At 70.5% G+C, this 17,075-nt stretch carries 16 protein-coding genes; 9 read left to right on the forward strand and 7 right to left on the reverse strand.

The annotated features are described in order from the left end of the window. On the reverse strand, positions 1-603 hold a 603-nt coding region (locus K8V84_RS25585; RefSeq protein WP_304079469.1), incomplete at its 3' end, for a 4'-phosphopantetheinyl transferase superfamily protein. 103 nt (positions 604-706) lie between these two features. Between K8V84_RS25585 and K8V84_RS25590 the strand changes: the two genes are divergently transcribed. The 5 genes from K8V84_RS25590 (at position 707) to K8V84_RS25610 (ending at position 3,595) form a co-directional block, all read left to right on the forward strand. Beyond that, on the forward strand, positions 707-874 hold the full coding sequence (locus tag K8V84_RS25590) for a hypothetical protein (protein WP_304079470.1): 168 nt from the start codon (positions 707-709) through the stop codon (positions 872-874). Positions 875-936: 62 nt separating this feature from the next. After that, a complete protein-coding gene (locus K8V84_RS25595) occupies positions 937-1,743 on the forward strand; it encodes a DeoR/GlpR family DNA-binding transcription regulator (RefSeq protein ID WP_304079472.1) in 807 nt (268 codons plus the stop codon). A 164-nt stretch (positions 1,744-1,907) separates the two neighbouring features. Further along, positions 1,908-2,735: a polyprenol monophosphomannose synthase gene (locus K8V84_RS25600; protein ID WP_304079473.1), complete on the forward strand. Its 828-nt coding sequence runs from the start codon at positions 1,908-1,910 to the stop codon at positions 2,733-2,735. A 110-nt stretch (positions 2,736-2,845) separates the two neighbouring features. Then, positions 2,846-3,163, forward strand: a complete 318-nt coding sequence (locus K8V84_RS25605; protein ID WP_304079475.1) for a hypothetical protein — start codon at positions 2,846-2,848, stop codon at positions 3,161-3,163. A gap of 132 nt (positions 3,164-3,295) precedes the next feature. Continuing rightward, entirely contained in the window at positions 3,296-3,595 is a 300-nt protein-coding gene (locus tag K8V84_RS25610) for a hypothetical protein (protein ID WP_304079477.1), read from the forward strand. On the opposite strand, the gene K8V84_RS25615 is transcribed toward K8V84_RS25610, so the two are convergent. Further along, positions 3,580-5,202 carry an MFS transporter gene (locus K8V84_RS25615; RefSeq protein ID WP_304079479.1) on the reverse strand — a complete coding sequence of 541 codons (1,623 nt, stop codon included), beginning with the start codon at positions 5,200-5,202 and terminating at the stop codon, positions 3,580-3,582. The two genes, K8V84_RS25610 and K8V84_RS25615, sit on opposite strands and share 16 nt — an antisense overlap. A 45-nt stretch (positions 5,203-5,247) precedes the next feature. Beyond that, on the reverse strand, positions 5,248-7,809 hold the full coding sequence (locus K8V84_RS25620) for an ABC transporter permease (RefSeq protein WP_304079480.1): 2,562 nt from the start codon (positions 7,807-7,809) through the stop codon (positions 5,248-5,250). A gap of 400 nt (positions 7,810-8,209) precedes the next feature. On the opposite strand from K8V84_RS25620, the gene K8V84_RS25625 reads away from it, so the two are divergent. Then, complete coding sequence (locus K8V84_RS25625; RefSeq protein WP_304079500.1) at positions 8,210-9,424, forward strand: sensor histidine kinase; 1,215 nt, start codon at positions 8,210-8,212, stop codon at positions 9,422-9,424. 166 nt (positions 9,425-9,590) lie between these two features. Here the strand turns inward: K8V84_RS25625 and K8V84_RS25630 are convergent, their stop codons facing one another. Continuing rightward, positions 9,591-10,883, reverse strand: a complete 1,293-nt coding sequence (locus K8V84_RS25630) for an SLC13 family permease (protein WP_304079483.1) — start codon at positions 10,881-10,883, stop codon at positions 9,591-9,593. 19 nt (positions 10,884-10,902) lie between these two features. Continuing rightward, positions 10,903-12,087 carry a CaiB/BaiF CoA-transferase family protein gene (locus tag K8V84_RS25635; protein WP_304079486.1) on the reverse strand — a complete coding sequence of 395 codons (1,185 nt, stop codon included), beginning with the start codon at positions 12,085-12,087 and terminating at the stop codon, positions 10,903-10,905. 133 nt (positions 12,088-12,220) lie between these two features. Between K8V84_RS25635 and K8V84_RS25640 the strand changes: the two genes are divergently transcribed. From K8V84_RS25640 to K8V84_RS25650, 3 genes are all read left to right on the forward strand, one after another. Then, positions 12,221-13,123: a LysR family transcriptional regulator gene (locus tag K8V84_RS25640; RefSeq protein ID WP_304079489.1), complete on the forward strand. Its 903-nt coding sequence runs from the start codon at positions 12,221-12,223 to the stop codon at positions 13,121-13,123. Between the two features lie 108 nt (positions 13,124-13,231). Next, complete coding sequence (locus tag K8V84_RS25645) at positions 13,232-13,597, forward strand: cupin domain-containing protein (RefSeq protein ID WP_304079491.1); 366 nt, start codon at positions 13,232-13,234, stop codon at positions 13,595-13,597. Positions 13,598-13,738: 141 nt separating this feature from the next. Continuing rightward, complete coding sequence (locus K8V84_RS25650) at positions 13,739-15,172, forward strand: nitronate monooxygenase (protein WP_304079494.1); 1,434 nt, start codon at positions 13,739-13,741, stop codon at positions 15,170-15,172. 17 nt (positions 15,173-15,189) lie between these two features. On the opposite strand, the gene K8V84_RS25655 is transcribed toward K8V84_RS25650, so the two are convergent. Beyond that, positions 15,190-16,020 (reverse strand): SDR family oxidoreductase, encoded by an 831-nt coding sequence (locus K8V84_RS25655; protein ID WP_304079496.1) that lies wholly within the window; start codon positions 16,018-16,020, stop codon positions 15,190-15,192. Between the two features lies 1 nt (position 16,021). After that, positions 16,022-17,075, reverse strand: a 1,054-nt coding sequence (locus tag K8V84_RS25660) for an NAD(P)/FAD-dependent oxidoreductase (protein ID WP_304079498.1), incomplete at its 5' end; no start/stop codon positions are given.

Raw genomic sequence — 17,075 nt, forward strand, 5'->3', positions numbered from 1 at the left:
GCTGTTCGGTGGACTCACCGAGACCCGGCGCAGGCCACCGGACAATCCCAGTCCGGTGGCCTTGAGCAGGGCCTCCTTGCGCGCCCAGTAGCCGAAGAAGGCACCCACCCTCCCGGCATCGGGCAGTGTTCCCCACTCCCGGCGTTCGGTGTCGGCCAGTGTGAAGGCGGCCAGCCCGTCCAGGTCACGCGAGTCCGACACCCGCTCCACGTCCACCCCCACCGGGACGCCCTCGGCCAGGGCCAGCACCACCCACTCCCCGGAGTGGCTCACCGAGATCTCCCAGCCGTCGGCGGCGCCGACCGGAACCGGCTTGCCGTGCGGGGAGGCGTCCTCCCCGCCCGCCCCGGTGCGCGCCTTGTCCTCACACGAACGGCAGCGCAGGTCGAAGGCGACGTCCTCGGGGGCGCAACCGGCGCGTTCGGCGAGCACCAGACGGGTCAGCGCCCGCCCGAGCAGGTGGCGGTCCCGGTCCGCCTGAAGCCGGAACCGCGCGTTGCGGGTGCGTTCGCTCTCGTCCAACAGGTTGAGCAGACGGTCGCTCGCGGCGGAGGTGTGGGCCCACCACACCGTGGACTCTAGGGGCGAGGAACCAAGGGTCATGTCCTCCATTGTGGCCGATCTTCCCGTTCATAGGGGGTGTGAGCCCGAGTCGCAACGGGCATTCGGTAAGTGGCAGGTCGGCCCGCCCCCTTTGGAGGCTCAGATGTCTGTCGTCATGATGTTCGGTGCGGGAGCCCTTGTCGGGCTCGTCGCCCTCACCGTCGTCTTCCTGGTGACCCTCCTCACCGAGAAGCCCACCGAGTGGGAAACGCACGAGACGGAGGAGACGGAGGCCCCGGACGCGCAACGGCGCGACCGGTCCGTACTCTAGTTCGACGGTGGGGCGGCGATCGTGCCGCGTACCACCGATCGATCGAGGAAGGGCCGGTGCACATGGCCGAGGAGAGCCGTCCGACGTTCGGCGCCGAACGTCGAGAACGCATCCTGGAGCTGGTCCGCGCCAACGGGAGCATGTCCCTGCGCGACCTGGCCACCAAGGTGCGGGCCTCGGAGGTCACGATCCGTCGTGACGTGCGCGCGATGGAGGCCGAAGGGCTGCTCGACCGCCGTCGCGGTGGTGTCGCCCTGCCCGGCCGGATCGGACACGAACAGAGCTACACCGGCAAGAGCGACCAATGCGCCGCGGAGAAGGCCGCCATCGCCGTGGCCGCGGCCCGTCTGGCACGTCCGGGCGACGCCATCACCATCGGTCCGGGAAGTACCGCCGAGGCCCTGGCCCGCGCGCTGCGCGGTCACGGCGACCTGACGGTGGTCACCAACTCGTTGCGGGTGGCCGACGCCCTGGCCGGTGCCAACGGGGTGGAGATCGTCATGACCGGTGGCACGGTGCACGCCCCCATGCGGGCGTTGGTCGGCGCCGCCGCCGAGACCGCGCTCGCCGGGCTCCGGGTCAACCGGGCCTTCCTCTCCGGCAACGGCGTCAGCGCCGAACGGGGACTGAGCACCCCCAACCCGGCCGTGGCAGGCATCGACCGGGCCCTGTCGGCCTGCGCGGAGGAGACCATCGTCCTGGCCGACCACACCAAGGTCGGCGCCGAGACCATGATGCCCACCGTGGCGCCGGAGAACATCGCACACCTGGTCACCGATTCGGGCGCCGATCCGGAGGTGATCATGACGTTGGAGGAGATCGGGACCCTGGTGCACGTCGTGGTGGCCGCCGACGAGAGGGGCCAGTGATCCCCCGCGAGAGCACGCCTGACCGTCCGATTCCTCCGGAAGAACACATAGCCTGCGATTCGAGCCGACTTGTGCGGTGAAGGTGCGATGCGTGATCCTGTACACACTTACTCGCCGGTAAGACCGTCCGCACACGACCCTCTCGACGCCAGGAGCCGACGCGCATGCCCTCCGAACCGACGCACCTCCCGCCCGGGCCGGTGCGGGTCACACCCGCACCGGTAGCGCTCCCCGAGCCCTGGCGCAGCTCTCGTCTGACCGTGGTCGTGCCCACCTACGACGAGGCCGAGAACCTTCCCAGGCTGGTGGCCCGCCTGGTCTCCCTGGACCTGCCCGAACTGCGCATCGTGGTGGTCGACGACAACTCCCCGGACGGCACCGGGGAGATCGCCGACGAACTCGCGGCGGAACTCGGCGGCGATGGGACCGGCAAACTCACCGTGGTGCACCGGACCAAGAAGGACGGGCTGGGGCGGGCCTACGTGGAGGGCATGACCCGCGCGCTGGACGACGGCGCCGACTACGTGGTGCAGATGGACGCCGACCTCAGCCATCCGGTCGGGTACGTCCCCCAACTGCTGGGCACCCTGCACTCCACCGAAGCCGGAGTGGTCATCGGCAGCCGCTACGTGCCCGGCGGCAGCCTGTCGGAGGCCTGGGGGCTGCGCCGCCGACTGCTCAGCGGCTGGGCCAACGCCTACGTCAAGACGGTGCTGGCCATTCCGGTGCGCGACGTCACCGCGGGCTTCAAGCTCTGGCGCGCCTCGGCCCTTCGCGCCCTGGACCTGCCCGGCATCGAGAGCACCGGCTACGCCTTCCAGGTGGAGATGCACTACCGGGCGTTCCGTCGCGGCCAGAAGATCGTGGAGGTCCCCATCCACTTCGAGGACCGGGTGGTGGGCGAGAGCAAGCTCGACGGGGCGGTGGCCCTGGAGGCGGCCCTGCGTCCGCTGCGCCTGCGTAGTGCCGAGAACTCCCGACGCCGCACCTGATACCGCCGACCCGTGCCTTCATGGTTTTCGGTGGCGGGAATCGCGTGGATCCCTGTGCCTCCTCCACCCCCTTGGGTACCAAGGGAAGAGAGGGAGAGGAGGTACGCGTGATGATCGACAAGCACTACAACGTCGACACCGACATGGGCGACGACCCGGAGGAGAGCGAGATCGCCGAGGTCGAGCGGCGCGTCGAGCCGGACCACGACATCCAGGGGTACGAGTTCGAGGATGACGACACCGGCGGCGGCCGGGGCATCGACGAGGCGGTGCGGGACGAACGCAGCGATGTCCTCCCCAAGGACAACTGGGGTGGGGAGACGGTGAGCACCGAGGAAGAGGCCATGCAGGTGGTCGACGACGGTGCCGTCGAGGACACCGGGGAGGGAGCGGCCGTTCGGGACGGCCGGTTCGAGCCCGACGAGTGAACACCGGCCCCGGACGCCCGCAACGGGCGCCGGGGCCTTCACGTGCCCCGGCATCGTTCCCGCATGATCGTGCTCTGGGTGGTGATGGGCGTGGTACCCCGGGGAAGGACTTGAGTCAAGGAGGTGGTCCACGTGACCGAACAGCCCTATGACGTGAACCTGGACCTCGGAGACGATCCACAGGCGACGGAGGTCGCCCAACGCGACATGGTCATCGACTCCGAGTTCAACATCCTCGACTACGACTTCGTCGACGAAGACAGTCGTGGCCGGACCGGGATCGTCGACGGTGTCCGTGCCGAACACCTGGGGACGGCCGTCCCACGCCAACGCTGGGGCGGTGAGCGCAGCGCGGAGGAGGAGGCACTGAGCGTGGTCCCCGACCCCGATGCCGTCACCGACCGGCCACCCGAGGGTTACGAGGACGAGTGATCGGTCGAACCGGGGGAGTCCCCCTCCCCGCGCACACCCGCACTGGACCCGGGGCAGGACCGCATCGGAGGCCCTGACACACCGCAAAAGCGCAGTGGCCGATCGTAGGGAAGTTCCTCCACCGCGGCCGACTCGGCCTCGGGCATCGACCCTCGTGCGGCGGCCTCCTCGGCCTCGGGCATCCGACCGCGCGGCAACGCCAGTGCGCACAACGCCGCGGCCACCGCCAGCGCGGCAAGGATGAGCATCGCGGTGCCGAAGTGCTCGGCCAACCCCGTGGCCCCCTCCGAACCACCGCCCTCACCGGCTCTACCGCCGATCCCCGCCAGCGCCGGGATCGCCGCCACACCGATCAGCTGTGCCGCGCGCGCGAAAGTGTTGTTCACACCCGACGCAAGCCCGGCGTGCCGTTCGGGCACCGAAGCCAGCACCGTCGCCGTCAGCGGCGCCACCGTCGTGGACATGCCCAACGCCACCAGCAGCACACCGGGGAAGACCTCGGACAGGTAGGGCGCGTGTTCGCCGATCCGCGACAGCCACACCAGCCCGCCGGCCAACAGCAGCGGACCCACCACCAGTTGGAGGCGCGGACCGATCTTCGCGGCCAGCTTCCCCGAACGGGCCGAGAGCGTCAGCATCAGGATCGTCAGCGGCAGCGACGCCGCCCCCGCCGCGATCGGCGAGTAGCCGGCGACCTCCTGCAGGTAGATGACCAGCAGGAACAGCAGAGTTCCAAGGGCCGCGTAGATCACCACCGTGGACGCGTTCGTCACGCTGAACGGCACCGACCGGAACAGGTCCAACGGCAGCATGGGGTGGCGTTTTCCGGCCTCCACCAGTAGGAACGCCACGAGGGCGAGCACACCGATGACCGCGCCGGTCCACACCGCCGGGGTACCGCCCTCGGCACCCCACTGGATCAGCGCGTAGGTGATGCCGCCCAGCGCCACCACGCCCAGCAGGGCGCCTCCGTAGTCCAGGCCCCCCTCGGCGGAGCCGCCCCGCGTTTCGGGCACCTTGAAGTGGGCGATCACGAGCACCACCACCGCGAGCGGCAGGTTGAGGAGGAAGATCAGCCGCCAGTCGCCGATCTGGACCAGCCACCCGCCCACGAACGGACCCACCGCCGAGGCCACACCCGTCAGCCCCGACCACGCGCCGATCGCCCGTGCCCGGTCGTCCTCCCGGAAGCCCGCCTGCAGGATGGCCAGGCTCCCCGGGGTCAGCAGCGCACCGCCCACCCCCTGGGCGACCCTTCCGGCGATCAACCACCCCAACGTCGGAGCGAACGTGCACAGCGCCGAGGCCAGTGCGAACACCGCCACCCCGATCATGAACAGCCGCACTCGACCGAACCGGTCCGACAGCGACCCGCTCAGCAGGATCAGTGCCGACAGCGTCACCATGTACCCGTTGACGATCCACTGCAGACCGGACAACCCGGTGCCCAGGTCCTGTTGGACTGCGGGCAGCGCCACGGTGACCACCGTCGAGTCCAGGAACGCCATGCCCGAGGCCAGGACCGTGGCCGTCAGCATCCACCGCGCGGCGGGCGTACCCCAGGCCACCTGACCGGCGGAGGACGGTGTCGAGACCGAACCACTCATGTCCTCCCCCTTCCCCCGATCGGACCGGAACCGAACACGGTGGCGCTATTGGCTCGCGAGCGCACCGGCGATGGAGGTGCCCGCGGCCCGGCGGGCGGGCAGCACCGCCGCCAGCAGGCCGGCCAGGATCGCCACCGCGATGAACACCGCGATCTGCGCACCGGGGACACTGAGCAGCAGGTTGGGCAGCACCGCGATGCAGGCCGCCCAACCGAACGTCACGCCCAGGGCGATGCCCACCCCGGTGCCGATCAGGCTCAGCAGCACGGCCTCGATACCGAGCATCCGGCGCAGCTGGGCCTTGGTCAGCCCCAAGGCCCGCAGCATCGCGGACTCACGTGTACGTTCCAGCACCGACAGCGCCATCGTGTTGGAGATGCCGAACAACGCGATGACGATGGCCAGCCCCAGCATCGCCGCGATCGTGTAGAAGGCGGTGTCGATGATGTGGGAGAACTGGTTCCTGATCTCGGCGCCCGAGTCGACCTGCAGAGTCGGGTGGTCGTCCACGGACGAGTAGACGGCCTCGCGCAGTTCGGCGGGGTCGGCGTCCTGGGTGCCCTGGATCATCAGGAGGGAGTCACGGGTCCCCTCGGGGAAGATCCGTTCGTACTCCTCGACGGTGACGACCACCCCGAAGACGGTCTGCATGCTCTCGGCCACCGCGACGATCTCGAACTCCAGGTCGCCTTCGGGGGAGGCCAGGGTGATGGTTTCGCCCGTGCCCCTGCTCCCGGCGAAGTCCTCGGAGATGGCCACGGTGCCCGGGCCCAGATCGGCCAGGTCGCCCTCCGCCAGTTCGGGGGTGAGGTCCACGCCCATCTCCGCGCCGTTGTAGGCGGTGACCGGGATGGTCCCGTCGGTCCCTTCCATGGCGGCGTCGGAATCGGTGTAACCGTGGCGTTCACCGAACACCGACGCGACGGTCGGCTCCTCCATCAGGTCCAGGCGCACCTGGTCGGGGATGAACGACGTGTCATCCGTGGCCGTCGTCTCCGGGGAGAACTGTGATTCGATCCGGTAGTCCTCCGGGAACCCGTCCTCCAGCAATCGGGTCAGGGTCGACTCGACCGAGGCGCTCACCACCGAGTAACCGGTGATGAGGGTGACGCCCACGGTGAGGGCGATCATGGCGGTGGCGGCACGACGTGGGCTGCGGGTGGAGTTGTCCACCGCGAGCCTGCTCGGTACACCCATGCGGCGCAGCGGGAGGCCCAGCACGCGCACGACGCCGCGCACCAGCAGCGGGCCGAGTACGACCACGCCGAGGAAGGCGAGCAGCGCCGCGGCGGTCACGACGAACAGGTTCATCGGGTTCGGCCCGACGAGCCGGACCCCGATGACCATCACACCCGAGACCACGAAGGTCAGCACACCGAATCCCGCGCGAAGGCACCCGGTGCCCTTCTCCAGGCCGGCGGCGGTGGAGCTCGTGCGCAGCGCCGCCAACGGGGACACCCGGGTGGCGCGCAGAGCCGGGACCAAAGCGGAGAACACCGTCATCAGGGTGCCGACCAGCAGGCCGGCGAGGATCGCGTTGGGAGCGATCACGACCGAGGCGACCACGTCGGCGCCCATGAGGGGACCGCCGATCCAGGCGCCGAGGTGGCCCACGCCGATCCCGGCCAGCACCCCCAGGGCCGAGGACACCAGACCCACCACGAAGGACTCGGTCAGCACCGAACGGAAGACCTGGCCGCGCTTGGCACCCACGCAGCGCAGCAGGGCCATCTCACGCTGACGCTGGGCGATGAGGATCGCGAACGTGTTGTAGATGACGATGGAGGCGACGAACATCGCGATCACGCCGAACAGCAGCAGGGAGATACGCAGGATCGCGCTCTGGGCGCCTCCCTGCCCGGCGATCTCCTCCCCGTAGGCGACACCGGTCCGGACCTCGGCCGCCTCCCCCAAGAGGTCAGCGACGCTCGTGGCGACCTGCTCGTCGGTGGCGCTCGCGGCGGCCAGGACGTCGATCTCGCCGTAGCCCTCGGCCCCGGTCATCCGCCGGGCGACGTCCTCGGTCATGACCACCGCGCCGCCGAAGCCGTACTCGGGGTCGACGCCGAGATTGACCAGCCCGGTGACGGTGAACTCCCGTTCCCGGCGATCGGGGTCGAGCAGGGTGACGGTGTCGCCCACCGTGAACCCGGTCTCGGAGGCGATGGCGGTGCCGAGCGCGACCTCGTCCTCGGCGGTGGGCAGGGTGCCCTTCTTCGCGGTGAAACGGGTGGCCTCACCCACGGAGACACCCATGGGCGGCACGGCGCCGACGGCGCGCCCATCGGCGTCGAGCAGGACGGTGTGGCCGTTGACCACGCCGTCCGCGACGTCGACCTCGTCCAGGGAACGGATTCGTTCCAGGTGTTCCTCGGTGAGGGGTTCGGGCTCCAAGAACGGTCCCGCCCCGTCCTGCTCCTCGGCGGGCACGGCGATGGCGTCGACATTGGTGGTCGACCCCATCACGGACTCTTCGTAACCGGCTTCGAGGGTGTCGGCGAAGACCATGGTGCCGGAGATGAACATGACCCCGAGCAGGATGGCCAGGGCGGTGGTGAGGTAGCGGGCCTTGTGCAGTCGAAGGCCGGCCAGGGTGGTGCGGAGCATGACGGATGACTCCTGCGATCATGCGGCCGGGCTGTGCGGCCGACGGGGGCGGGGGCGTGTTCGGGCGTGCTCGTCACGCTAGGTTCGAAAAGCGCTCGAAACCTCCGCCCACGGGCCGAACCGGATATGGGCCAAAGACATGACTCGAAGCGGGTCCGGGACGCCTAAGTGGGGTCGGCCCCCCTACTTTCGTCGGGGGTCGCGTCGGGCCCGACGGACCACCCTGGTTCTCGAACGTCGATGAACAGGGGAAACCCGGCGGAAGGGCGAACGGACCGACGCGCTGGGAGCCCGTTCCGGGCCGGCGGCGACGAACCACCGTCGACCTACACTCGGTCGCGTGAGAACTCCGTTGAGAGACCAGGTGGACCGTGCCGCGAAACTGGCGCGGCACAACGGGATGTGGTGGTGGGACCGTCGGCTGCGTATCGCCGACTGGTGTTTCGCCCTGTTCAGTCTGCCCTTCAGCGGGCTGGCGATGCTGGCCGGGGTCGGCGGCGGACTGGGTGCCCTCTCCGCGCTGTTCGGGGTGTACGGCGCGCTCATGGACTCCCTGCCGGGCATGTGGTGGGTCCTGCTCTCGACGTTCCTCGTGTTCGGGCTCCCCACGATCCTGGCCTCGGTGGCGATGCTGTGGCGGCGCAGTGCCCCCAAGTGGCTGCTGTTGACCGGGCTCCTGTTGTTGGTGCTGTACGGCAACCCGTTTCCGCTGATGGTGGGCCTGTACTCCTACCCGGCGTACTTCAGCGACCGCAAGATCCTCACCGGTTGGTTCGCCCTGGGCTGCCTGGCCGTGGCGAGCGTGTTCAACACCGCGGTGCTCGCCTTCGTCATGACCGCCATGACCATCCTGGTCCTACCGACCATCGCCGGGTTGTGGATCGGTACGCGGCGTGAGCTCATCGAGCGGTTGCGGGAGCGTGCGGAGCGGTTGGAGCGTGAGCAGCATTTGCGGGCGGAGCGGGCGATCACGGCGGAGCGGACGCGGATCGCTCGGGAGATGCACGATGTGGTGGCGCATCGGGTGAGTTTGATGGTGTTGCACGCGGGTGGGTTGGAGGTGTCGTCTGTGGATGAGCGGACCGAGCGGGCGGCGGGGTTGATTCGTACCACGGGGCGGGAGGCGTTGGCGGAGTTGCGCGGCATTTTGGGGGTGTTGCGTGAGGAGGAGGGGGAGGCGGCTCCTACGGCTCCGCAGCCGGTGCTGGCGGATTTGGAGGGGTTGGTGGCGCAGTGGCGTGGGGCGGGGATGGAGGTGGTGTGTGAGCGTAGTGGTGAGGGTGGTGTGTTGCCGTTGGCGGTGCAGCGTACGGGGTTTCGGGTGGTGCAGGAGGCGTTGACCAACGCGGCCAAGCACGCGACGGGTGCTCGGGTGCGGGTGGGGTTGTACTTCGGGGTGGATCGGTTGGAGGTGGAGGTGGCCAATGGTCCGGTTCCGGGTGTGGTGCGGCCCGCGCCGCGTAGTGGGTACGGGTTGACGGGTCTGCGGGAGCGGGTGGCTTTGGCGGGTGGTGAGGTCAGCGCGGGGCCCTGCCCCGACGGCGGATGGCGCCTGCGGGCCCTGCTGCCCACCGAGGAGGGTACGGAGGTCGAGGCCGAACCCGCTCGGGCATAGGACTTCCGGATCGACCATCGTAGGGGTGCTTCCTCGTGCTCGCGGGCGATGTTCCGGCCGATTCCGTTCCGTGGTTTCGCTGTCACACCGCCGAGTCGGCCGCCCCGGCACCCTCTGAGGCGCGCCGGGTCGAAGAACCGATGCCCACATGCTGAACGGACGGGGCTCACCACCAGCCGAAGACCGCCCAGACGATCAGCGGACCGACGGCGACGGACACCAACCCGTACAACAGCAACTGACGGAACAGGGTCGGCCGGGTCTCCTCCGGCGCCGCGCCGAGGATCAGACCGCCCGTGATGCCGAGTGGGTTGATGTCGACGACCACCGAGGACAAGGCCACGGCCAACACGGCACCGACGGGGGAGACCCCGGCCTCCACGACGGCGGGCAACAGGGGCATCGCGGTCACGAAGACCGCGATCGAGCTCGCGGCGAACGAGGTGATGCCGGCGATGTAGCACAGCAGGAGCAGGGTCAGCATCGCCGAACCCTCGATCGTGAGCAGGTCGCTGATGCGTTCGAAGGCGCCGAGGTCCTGCATCACACCGATGTAGGTCAGCAGGCCACCGATCAGCAGGACGATGCCCCACGGCATACGGGCCACGGCCGGCGCGGGTTCGATACGCAGGATCAGGAGTTGGAGGCAGGCCGCGGTGAGGCCCAGGTAGCCGATGTTCATGTCGAAGCCCACCGACAGGACCAGGACCGTGGCCATCCCGGTGAGGGTGACCACACGTACCGACAGGGCCGGCGCCTCGGCCCGGTCCGGCGCCCGCCCGGCGTGGGCCGGACCACCGGCGGCGGATCCCGTGTGGCCGCCGGCCGGCACCAGGCTCCGGCCCGTGGGCGGCGCGCCGAGGAATCGGGTCACCGTCAGTGCCCCCGCGCAGACGACGGCACCGGCGGTCAGGGAACCGACCAGGAGGGTGACCGGTGCGTGATCGGGCATGCCGAGCCCCATGGAGGCGCTCTGCTGGTGGGCCGTCACGCCGTACACGGCCAGGGGCGACAACAGGCCGCTGAGGATGCCCATGATGCCCAGGACGGCCATCATCAACGGAGGAAGTCCGTAGCGGGCCGAGAGCCCCAGGGCGATGGGGGCGACGATCGCCGTGGCCGCCGCGGGAAGTGTCCCGAAGGCCGCCAGGAGTGCCCCGGCCACGAACGGGACCAGGGCGACGAGCAGGGCCCTGCCCCTGACCAGCCGCAGCAGCCCGTCCAGCATCCAGTCGAGCGTGCCGTTGATCTTGGCGACGGTGAACAGCGCGGTCACACCGACGATCAGGATGAAGAAGTCGGCGGGGAAGAACCCCGTGACCTCGTCGGAGGGGATCCCCGTGGCCGTGCCGACGAGGAACGCGGCGGCGAAGGCCCCGAGTCCGAGGTTGAAACCGCGCAACGCGGTGGCGGCGAAGAGGAGGAGCAGAACGAGGATGGAGAGGTCGGCGATGGTCACGGGGGGAGGTCCCTTTCGCTCAGACGACGCCGCGGTGGCGCAGGTCGTCGATCTCGTTTCCGGTCATGCCGAGCAGGTCGCGCAGGACTTCGGTGGTGTGCTCGCCCAACTCCGGCGCCGGACGGCCGATGCGTCCCTCGAACCCGGAGAAGCGACCGGCGGGCGCCTGGACCAGCCTGTCGCGCCCCTGGGCGTCCCGGACCTCGACGATCGAGCCGCGCTCCCGGATGTGCGGGTCCGTGCACACCTGCTCGGCGGAGTTGACGGGTCCGGCGGCGATACCGGCCGCGTCCAGCCGGGCCAGTAGCTCGACGGCGTCGTGCTCGGCGACGAACGCGGCCACCCGCCCCTCGATCTCGTCCCGGTGTTCGACCCTGGCCGCCATCGTGGAGTGGACGGCCAGGTCCGGGGCCCGCATCACCTCGACGAGCCGCTCCCACATGCGGTCGGTGGAGGCCGGCAGGGCGATCCAGCGCTCATCGCGGGTGCGGTACATGTCGTTGGGGCTGATGTGGGGGTTCCGGTTGCCCTGACGTTCCACGCTGTGCCCGGTCACGCTGTAGTCCACGACGAAGTCCTCCATCATCCGGAGCAGTGGCTCGTACAGCGGGATGTCGGCCAGCTGCGCCTCCCCGGTCCGGTCACGTTGGCGTAGGGCCAGCAGCGTGGCGAACGCGGCGTAGATCCCCGTGACACCGTCGGCCACCGGGTAGCCGGTGAAGGTCGGAGGACCGTCGGGGGACCCCGTTCGATGGGTCAGACCGGCGAACCCCTCGGCGACCCGGGCGAAACCGGGGCGGTCGGAGTACGGTCCCGTCCGACCGAAGGCGCTGACGTGCACCATGACGAGGTCGTGGCGGTAGGTGCGCAGGTCGTCGAAGTCGACACCGAACCGCCGCAGTGTCGCGGGGCGGAAGTTGGTCACCACCACGTCGACCTCACGTGCCAGACGCCCGACGATCTCCGCCGCACCGGAGCGATGCAGGTCGAGCGTGACACTGCGCCTGCCGCGTCCGAGCAGCGTCCAGCCGGCCGAGGTGTCGCCGTCCAGCGGAGGGTAGCGGCGGGCCGGGTCGCCGCTGCCCGGCTGCTCGACCTTGATCACCTCGGCTCCGAATTCGCCGAGCAGTGTCGCGGCCAGGGGACCGGCGAGGATGGTGGACAGGTCGAGCACGGTGATCCCGGCGAGCGGCTGGGAGGCCATGAGGGTTTTCCTTCCACCTGGGGTGTGATCTGGTTCATGCGATGAGATGCGTCGATCATGGTCCTCGGAGGCACCTGGGTGGAAGACGGAACCACCTTCGACGGGTGATAGGTGAACCCGTTACGGTGGCGCGATGCGAGTCGAGCGTGCACGGTACTTTCTGGCCGCGGTCGAAACCGGTTCCCTGCGGTCGGCCGCCTCGCGCTGTGGGGTCAGCCAGCCCACGCTCGGAGAGCAGGTCGCCCTCCTGGAGGAGGAACTCGACGTGGTGTTGCTGACCCGCAGCCGCCAGGGCGTGCGTCCCACCGACGCAGGGCAGGCGATGATCGACCCCCTCGCGCGCCTGGTGGCCGCCGAGGACGCAGCCCTCCGCGCCGCCGCGGAGTCCGGCGGGGCCTACCAGGGGCGGGTGGCGATCGGGGCGATCTCCGTGGTCGCCGAGACCCTCATCGCCCCGGTGGTCGCTCGCCTACGCGCCGAACACACCGACCTGCGCTTCGGTGTCACCGAGACCTCATCCGGGGACATCGAGAGCCGTGTGCTCCACGGTGACCTGGACTTCGGGGTGATCTCGGCCCCGGCGGCACCGGCCGCCGCGGGACTTCGTCGCTCGCCGCTGTTGTGCGCGCCCCTGGGCGTCGTGGTGCGCACGGACCACCTGTTGGCCCGGCGCGAGGAACTCGCCTGGCGCGACCTCGCCACGTGGCCCATCGTCACCATGCGCGCCGGGACCGTGATGTGGGAGCGGTTGCACGACAACATCGCCGCCCCCGACGTCGTGGTGCAGACGATGTCGGCCCGTTCGCTCAAGGTGATGGTGGGTCACGGGGCGGGGATCGGCGTGCTCGCGCGCTTCGACACCTCCGGTGACGTGCCCGGGCTGCACTGGATCCCGATCCGTGGCGCGGAGCCGGTCCGGATCTGTCTCGTGCAGCGCTCCCAGGGCAGGCCCTCACCGGCGGCGCTCATCGTCCGCGGTCTCGTGCGGGAGCGGGCCGCGGAGTTCACCGAGGGTCGGGCCCGAGGGCGTCGGTGAGCACGGTGGCGTGGACTCTATTTTTTCCAACCACGGTTGTATAAACTCCTGCCGCAACCGAGAGTGACGACGGGGGCGCCGCGGGACGGTGCCCCAGGAGAGAGCACGATGAGCGAGCACGCGCGTCCGAACGGCACGATCGACCTGAAGTCCCTGGCCGACGACCTGCTGGGGAAGGCACGAGAGGCGCACGCCCACCGTGCCGCGACCACGGTGTACGGCGACCGTGACTCCCTGTTGCGCCAGACCGCGTTGGCCCTGCTCAAGGACTCCGAACTGGCCGAGCACGACAGCCCGCCGGAGGCGACGCTGCACGTGCTCGCGGGCAGGGTACGGCTGAACGGGCAGGGGCGTGGGTGGGAACTCGCCAGTGGGGAGATCGTGCCGATCCCGCCCGAACGCCACTCCGTGACCGCGTTGGAGGACAGCGTCTTCCTGCTGAGCGTGCGCCGTGAGCCCGCGGGGGAGGGCTGAGCACGACCCCCGACCCGTCCATGTGACCTCCTCCGAGGGGACCTTCCGCGCCGACGACGGGGACGGAGGGCCCTTCGCCCCGGGGCCCGCCTGCTCGAAGCTGGTCGGACCGGCCCGTCCCCATCCGCAGGAGTGTCCACCATGCCCACCGGTTCCACCACCGGCGTACTACCCGCCGTCATCCAGGGCGGTATGGGGGTCGGGGTGTCCGGATGGCGGCTCGCCCGCGCCGTCGCGCGCACCGGCCAACTCGGCGTGGTCTCGGGGGTCGCCCTCGACGCCCAGCTCGCCCGCCGACTCCAACTCGGCGATCCGGAGGGGGACACGCGCCGGGCGCTGGCCCACTTCCCCGACCAGGACACCGTCTCCCGGATCCTGGACCGGTACTTCGTCCCCGGCGGGATACCGGCCGGCCGCCCGTTCCGCCCGGTGCCCCGGCTCGGACTGCGCCCGAACCGGTCCCGCGACGAACTCACGGTCGTGGGCAACTTCGTCGAGGTGTGGCTGGCCAAGGAGGGCCACGACGGGCCCGTCGGCGTCAACTACATGGAGAAGATCCAGCTCGCCACCCAACCCTCCGCCTACGGGGCGATGTTGGCGGGGGTCGACCACGTACTGATGGGCGCGGGGATCCCCGGCGAGATCCCGGGGCTGCTCGACGCCCTGAGCACGCATTCGACCACCGAACTGACGGTCGCCGTGGAAGGGTCGCAGGAACGGCACACCGTCGCCTTCGACCCGACCGGCCTCGCCGGGCCCGCGCCCCGAAGGCTCGCTCGACCGTGTTTCCTGGCGATCATCGCCTCCACGGTGCTCGCTCAGTACCTGCACCGCTCTTCGGCCACCCGTCCCGACGGGTTCGTCCTGGAGACCCATCGGGCCGGTGGCCACAGTGCCCCGCCACGGCGCCGGAACCCGCTCAACGACGAGGGCGAGCCGGTGTACGGCCCGCGCGACGGAATCGACATCGCGAAGGTCGCCGCACTCGGTGCGCCCTTCTGGCTCGCGGGCGGCCGGGCCACACCGCAGGGGCTGGCGGCGGCGAGGGGCGAGGGCGCGATGGGTGTGCAGGCCGGAACCGCCTTCGCACTGGCCAGGGAGTCGGGGCTGACACCCGGTCTTCGGCAGAGGCTCCTGGCCCGAGGCGCGGCCGGAACCCTCCGGGTGCGCAACGACCCCCTGGCCTCGCCCACCGGCTTCCCGTTCAAGGTGGCACGACTGCCGAACACCCTCTCGGCCGAGGGAGAGTTCGCCTTGCGGACCCGCCTGTGCGACCTCGGTTTCCTGCGCACACCGTTCCTCAAGGACAACGGCGCGATCGGCTACCGCTGCCCCGCCGAACCCGTCGACGCCTATGTCCGCAAGGGCGGGGCGAAGGAGGACACCGACGGGCGTCGCTGTCTGTGCAACGCCCTGACCGCCAACGTGGGCCTGCAACAGCACCGCCCCGACGGCTACGTCGAACCGCCACTGCTCACCCTGGGTCAGGACCTGGACTTCCTCCCCGACCTGCTGCGCCGCGCCGGAACGGACTTCTCCGCCGCCGACGTCGTCGACTACCTGCTGTCGAAGTAGGAGGCCCACCGCCCCGACTACCCGGTCGGGCGGTGGTGGCGGATCCAGGCCGCCTGGCCGCCGTCCACCAGCAGGTCCGTCCCGGTGATGTACCGGGCGTCGGGGCCGGCGAGGAAGGCGACCGCCTCGGCGACCTCACCGGGGGTGCCGCTGCGACCGATGCCGCAGGCTTGCAGCATCGCCATCATGTGGCCGCCCGTGGGGGATTCGGCCTCGGCCGCGGCCATGGGAGTGGCGATCACCCCCGGGCTGATGGTGTTCAGTCTCGCGCCCCGACGGTTCCACGCCAGGGCCGCCGCCTGGACACGAACCTGATTGGCCCGTTTGGCGACGATGTAGGCGCTGACGCCGTCGTCGATGGACTTCACCGGGTCCAGGGACAGAAGCTCCTCCGTGGGAACGGTGGCCAGCGCGTGCTCCTCCTCGGGGCTCAGCGAGGCGTGGTGACCCGCCATGCTCGCCACGCAGACCAGGGAGGTTCCGCGCGAGGCCACGGGTTCGAACGCGTCGATGACGTGCGCGGTACCGACCAGGTCCACGCGCAGGATCGCCTCCACCGTCGCGGTGGCCGCGGAGACACCGGCGGTGTGCACGACCGAGACGATCCTGCCCTCCCGCCGGGCCACACGGGCGAGCTCTTCCACCGAGGACCGGTCGGAGACGTCCGTGAGGACGCCCACGGCGTCGTGGCCCGTCTCCCGGAGGGAGGCCACGACCCGGTCCAGTCGGCCCTGCGAATAGTCGGCGAGCACCGACCGGCGGCCGTTGCCCAGACGACGCGCGACCGCCTCGCCAATGCCACCGGCCCCGGTGACGACGACCACCTCGGGTTCGTCGGACAGCGCCATTTCAGGCCGCCCTTCTCGTCGGCTCGGACGGGGCCGGGGGACCATCGTCCCAGGTCGCGCCTCGTGCGATGGCCTGTCTCCAGGACCGCAGGGTCCTGGGCGGAACCCCTGCGCCTACCACCCCGGACAGCCGGTCACCGGTGCGGTAGGCGACGATGAACCGACGCTCGTCGAGGGCACCCTCGACCAGGGCGACCTCGTCGTGACCGCGTAGGTATCCGTACGCCTGGAGCCTCAGGTCGTACTGGTCGGACCAGAAGTAGGGCACCGGGGCGAAGGGTCGCCCCTCGGCGCCGCGGAGCAGGTTGCGGGCGGCCGCCATGCCCTGTTCGGCCGCGTGCGTGCGGTGTTCCACGCGCATGGAAGCGCCGAAGAGCGGGTTGTGCCAGCGGGCGACGTCGCCCGCCGCGTACACCCCCGGGCCGGCCGAACAGTACTCGTCGCACACCAGGCCGTCGTCCAAGCGCAGCCCACTGTCCTCCAGCCAGTCCGTGTTGGGCACCGATCCCACGCTGACCAGCACCTCGTCGGCCTCGATCACCTCGCCGCCGATCAGCCGCACCCCGTCGTCGGTCACCTCCGCCACCCCGGTCCCGGTGCGCAGGTCCACGCCGTGCTCCGAGTGCAGCGTCGAGAGCATCCGTCCCACGTCCTGGCCCACGGCGTGGGCCAGGGGGACGGGTGCCGGTTCGACCAGGGTGACCCGGCAACCGATCTCCCGTGCCGCTGCGGCGGCCTCGCCGCCGAGGAACCCCGCGCCGACCACCAGGAGGTGACGTCCGGGCTCCATCCGGGACCGCAGGTTCAGTGCGTCGTCGAGGGTGCGCAGGAAGTGGCCGCGCGCGGTGGGCAGCGCGCGCGGCCGGACCCCGGTGGCCACGATCAGCCCGTCGTAGCGGAGCGCCTCTCCGGACGCGATCTTCACGGTACGGGCGCAGGTGTCCAGCCCGGTCGCCTCGGTGCCGAGTCGCAGGTCCAGGTTCAGGGCCGACAGGTCCTCGTCGGAACGGAGCGGGAGACGGTCCTCCCGCCACGTGCGCGACAGGATCTGCTTC

Source organism: Nocardiopsis listeri (assembly GCF_020741345.1).
Taxonomy (GTDB): Bacteria; Actinomycetota; Actinomycetes; order Streptosporangiales; family Streptosporangiaceae; genus Nocardiopsis; species Nocardiopsis listeri_A.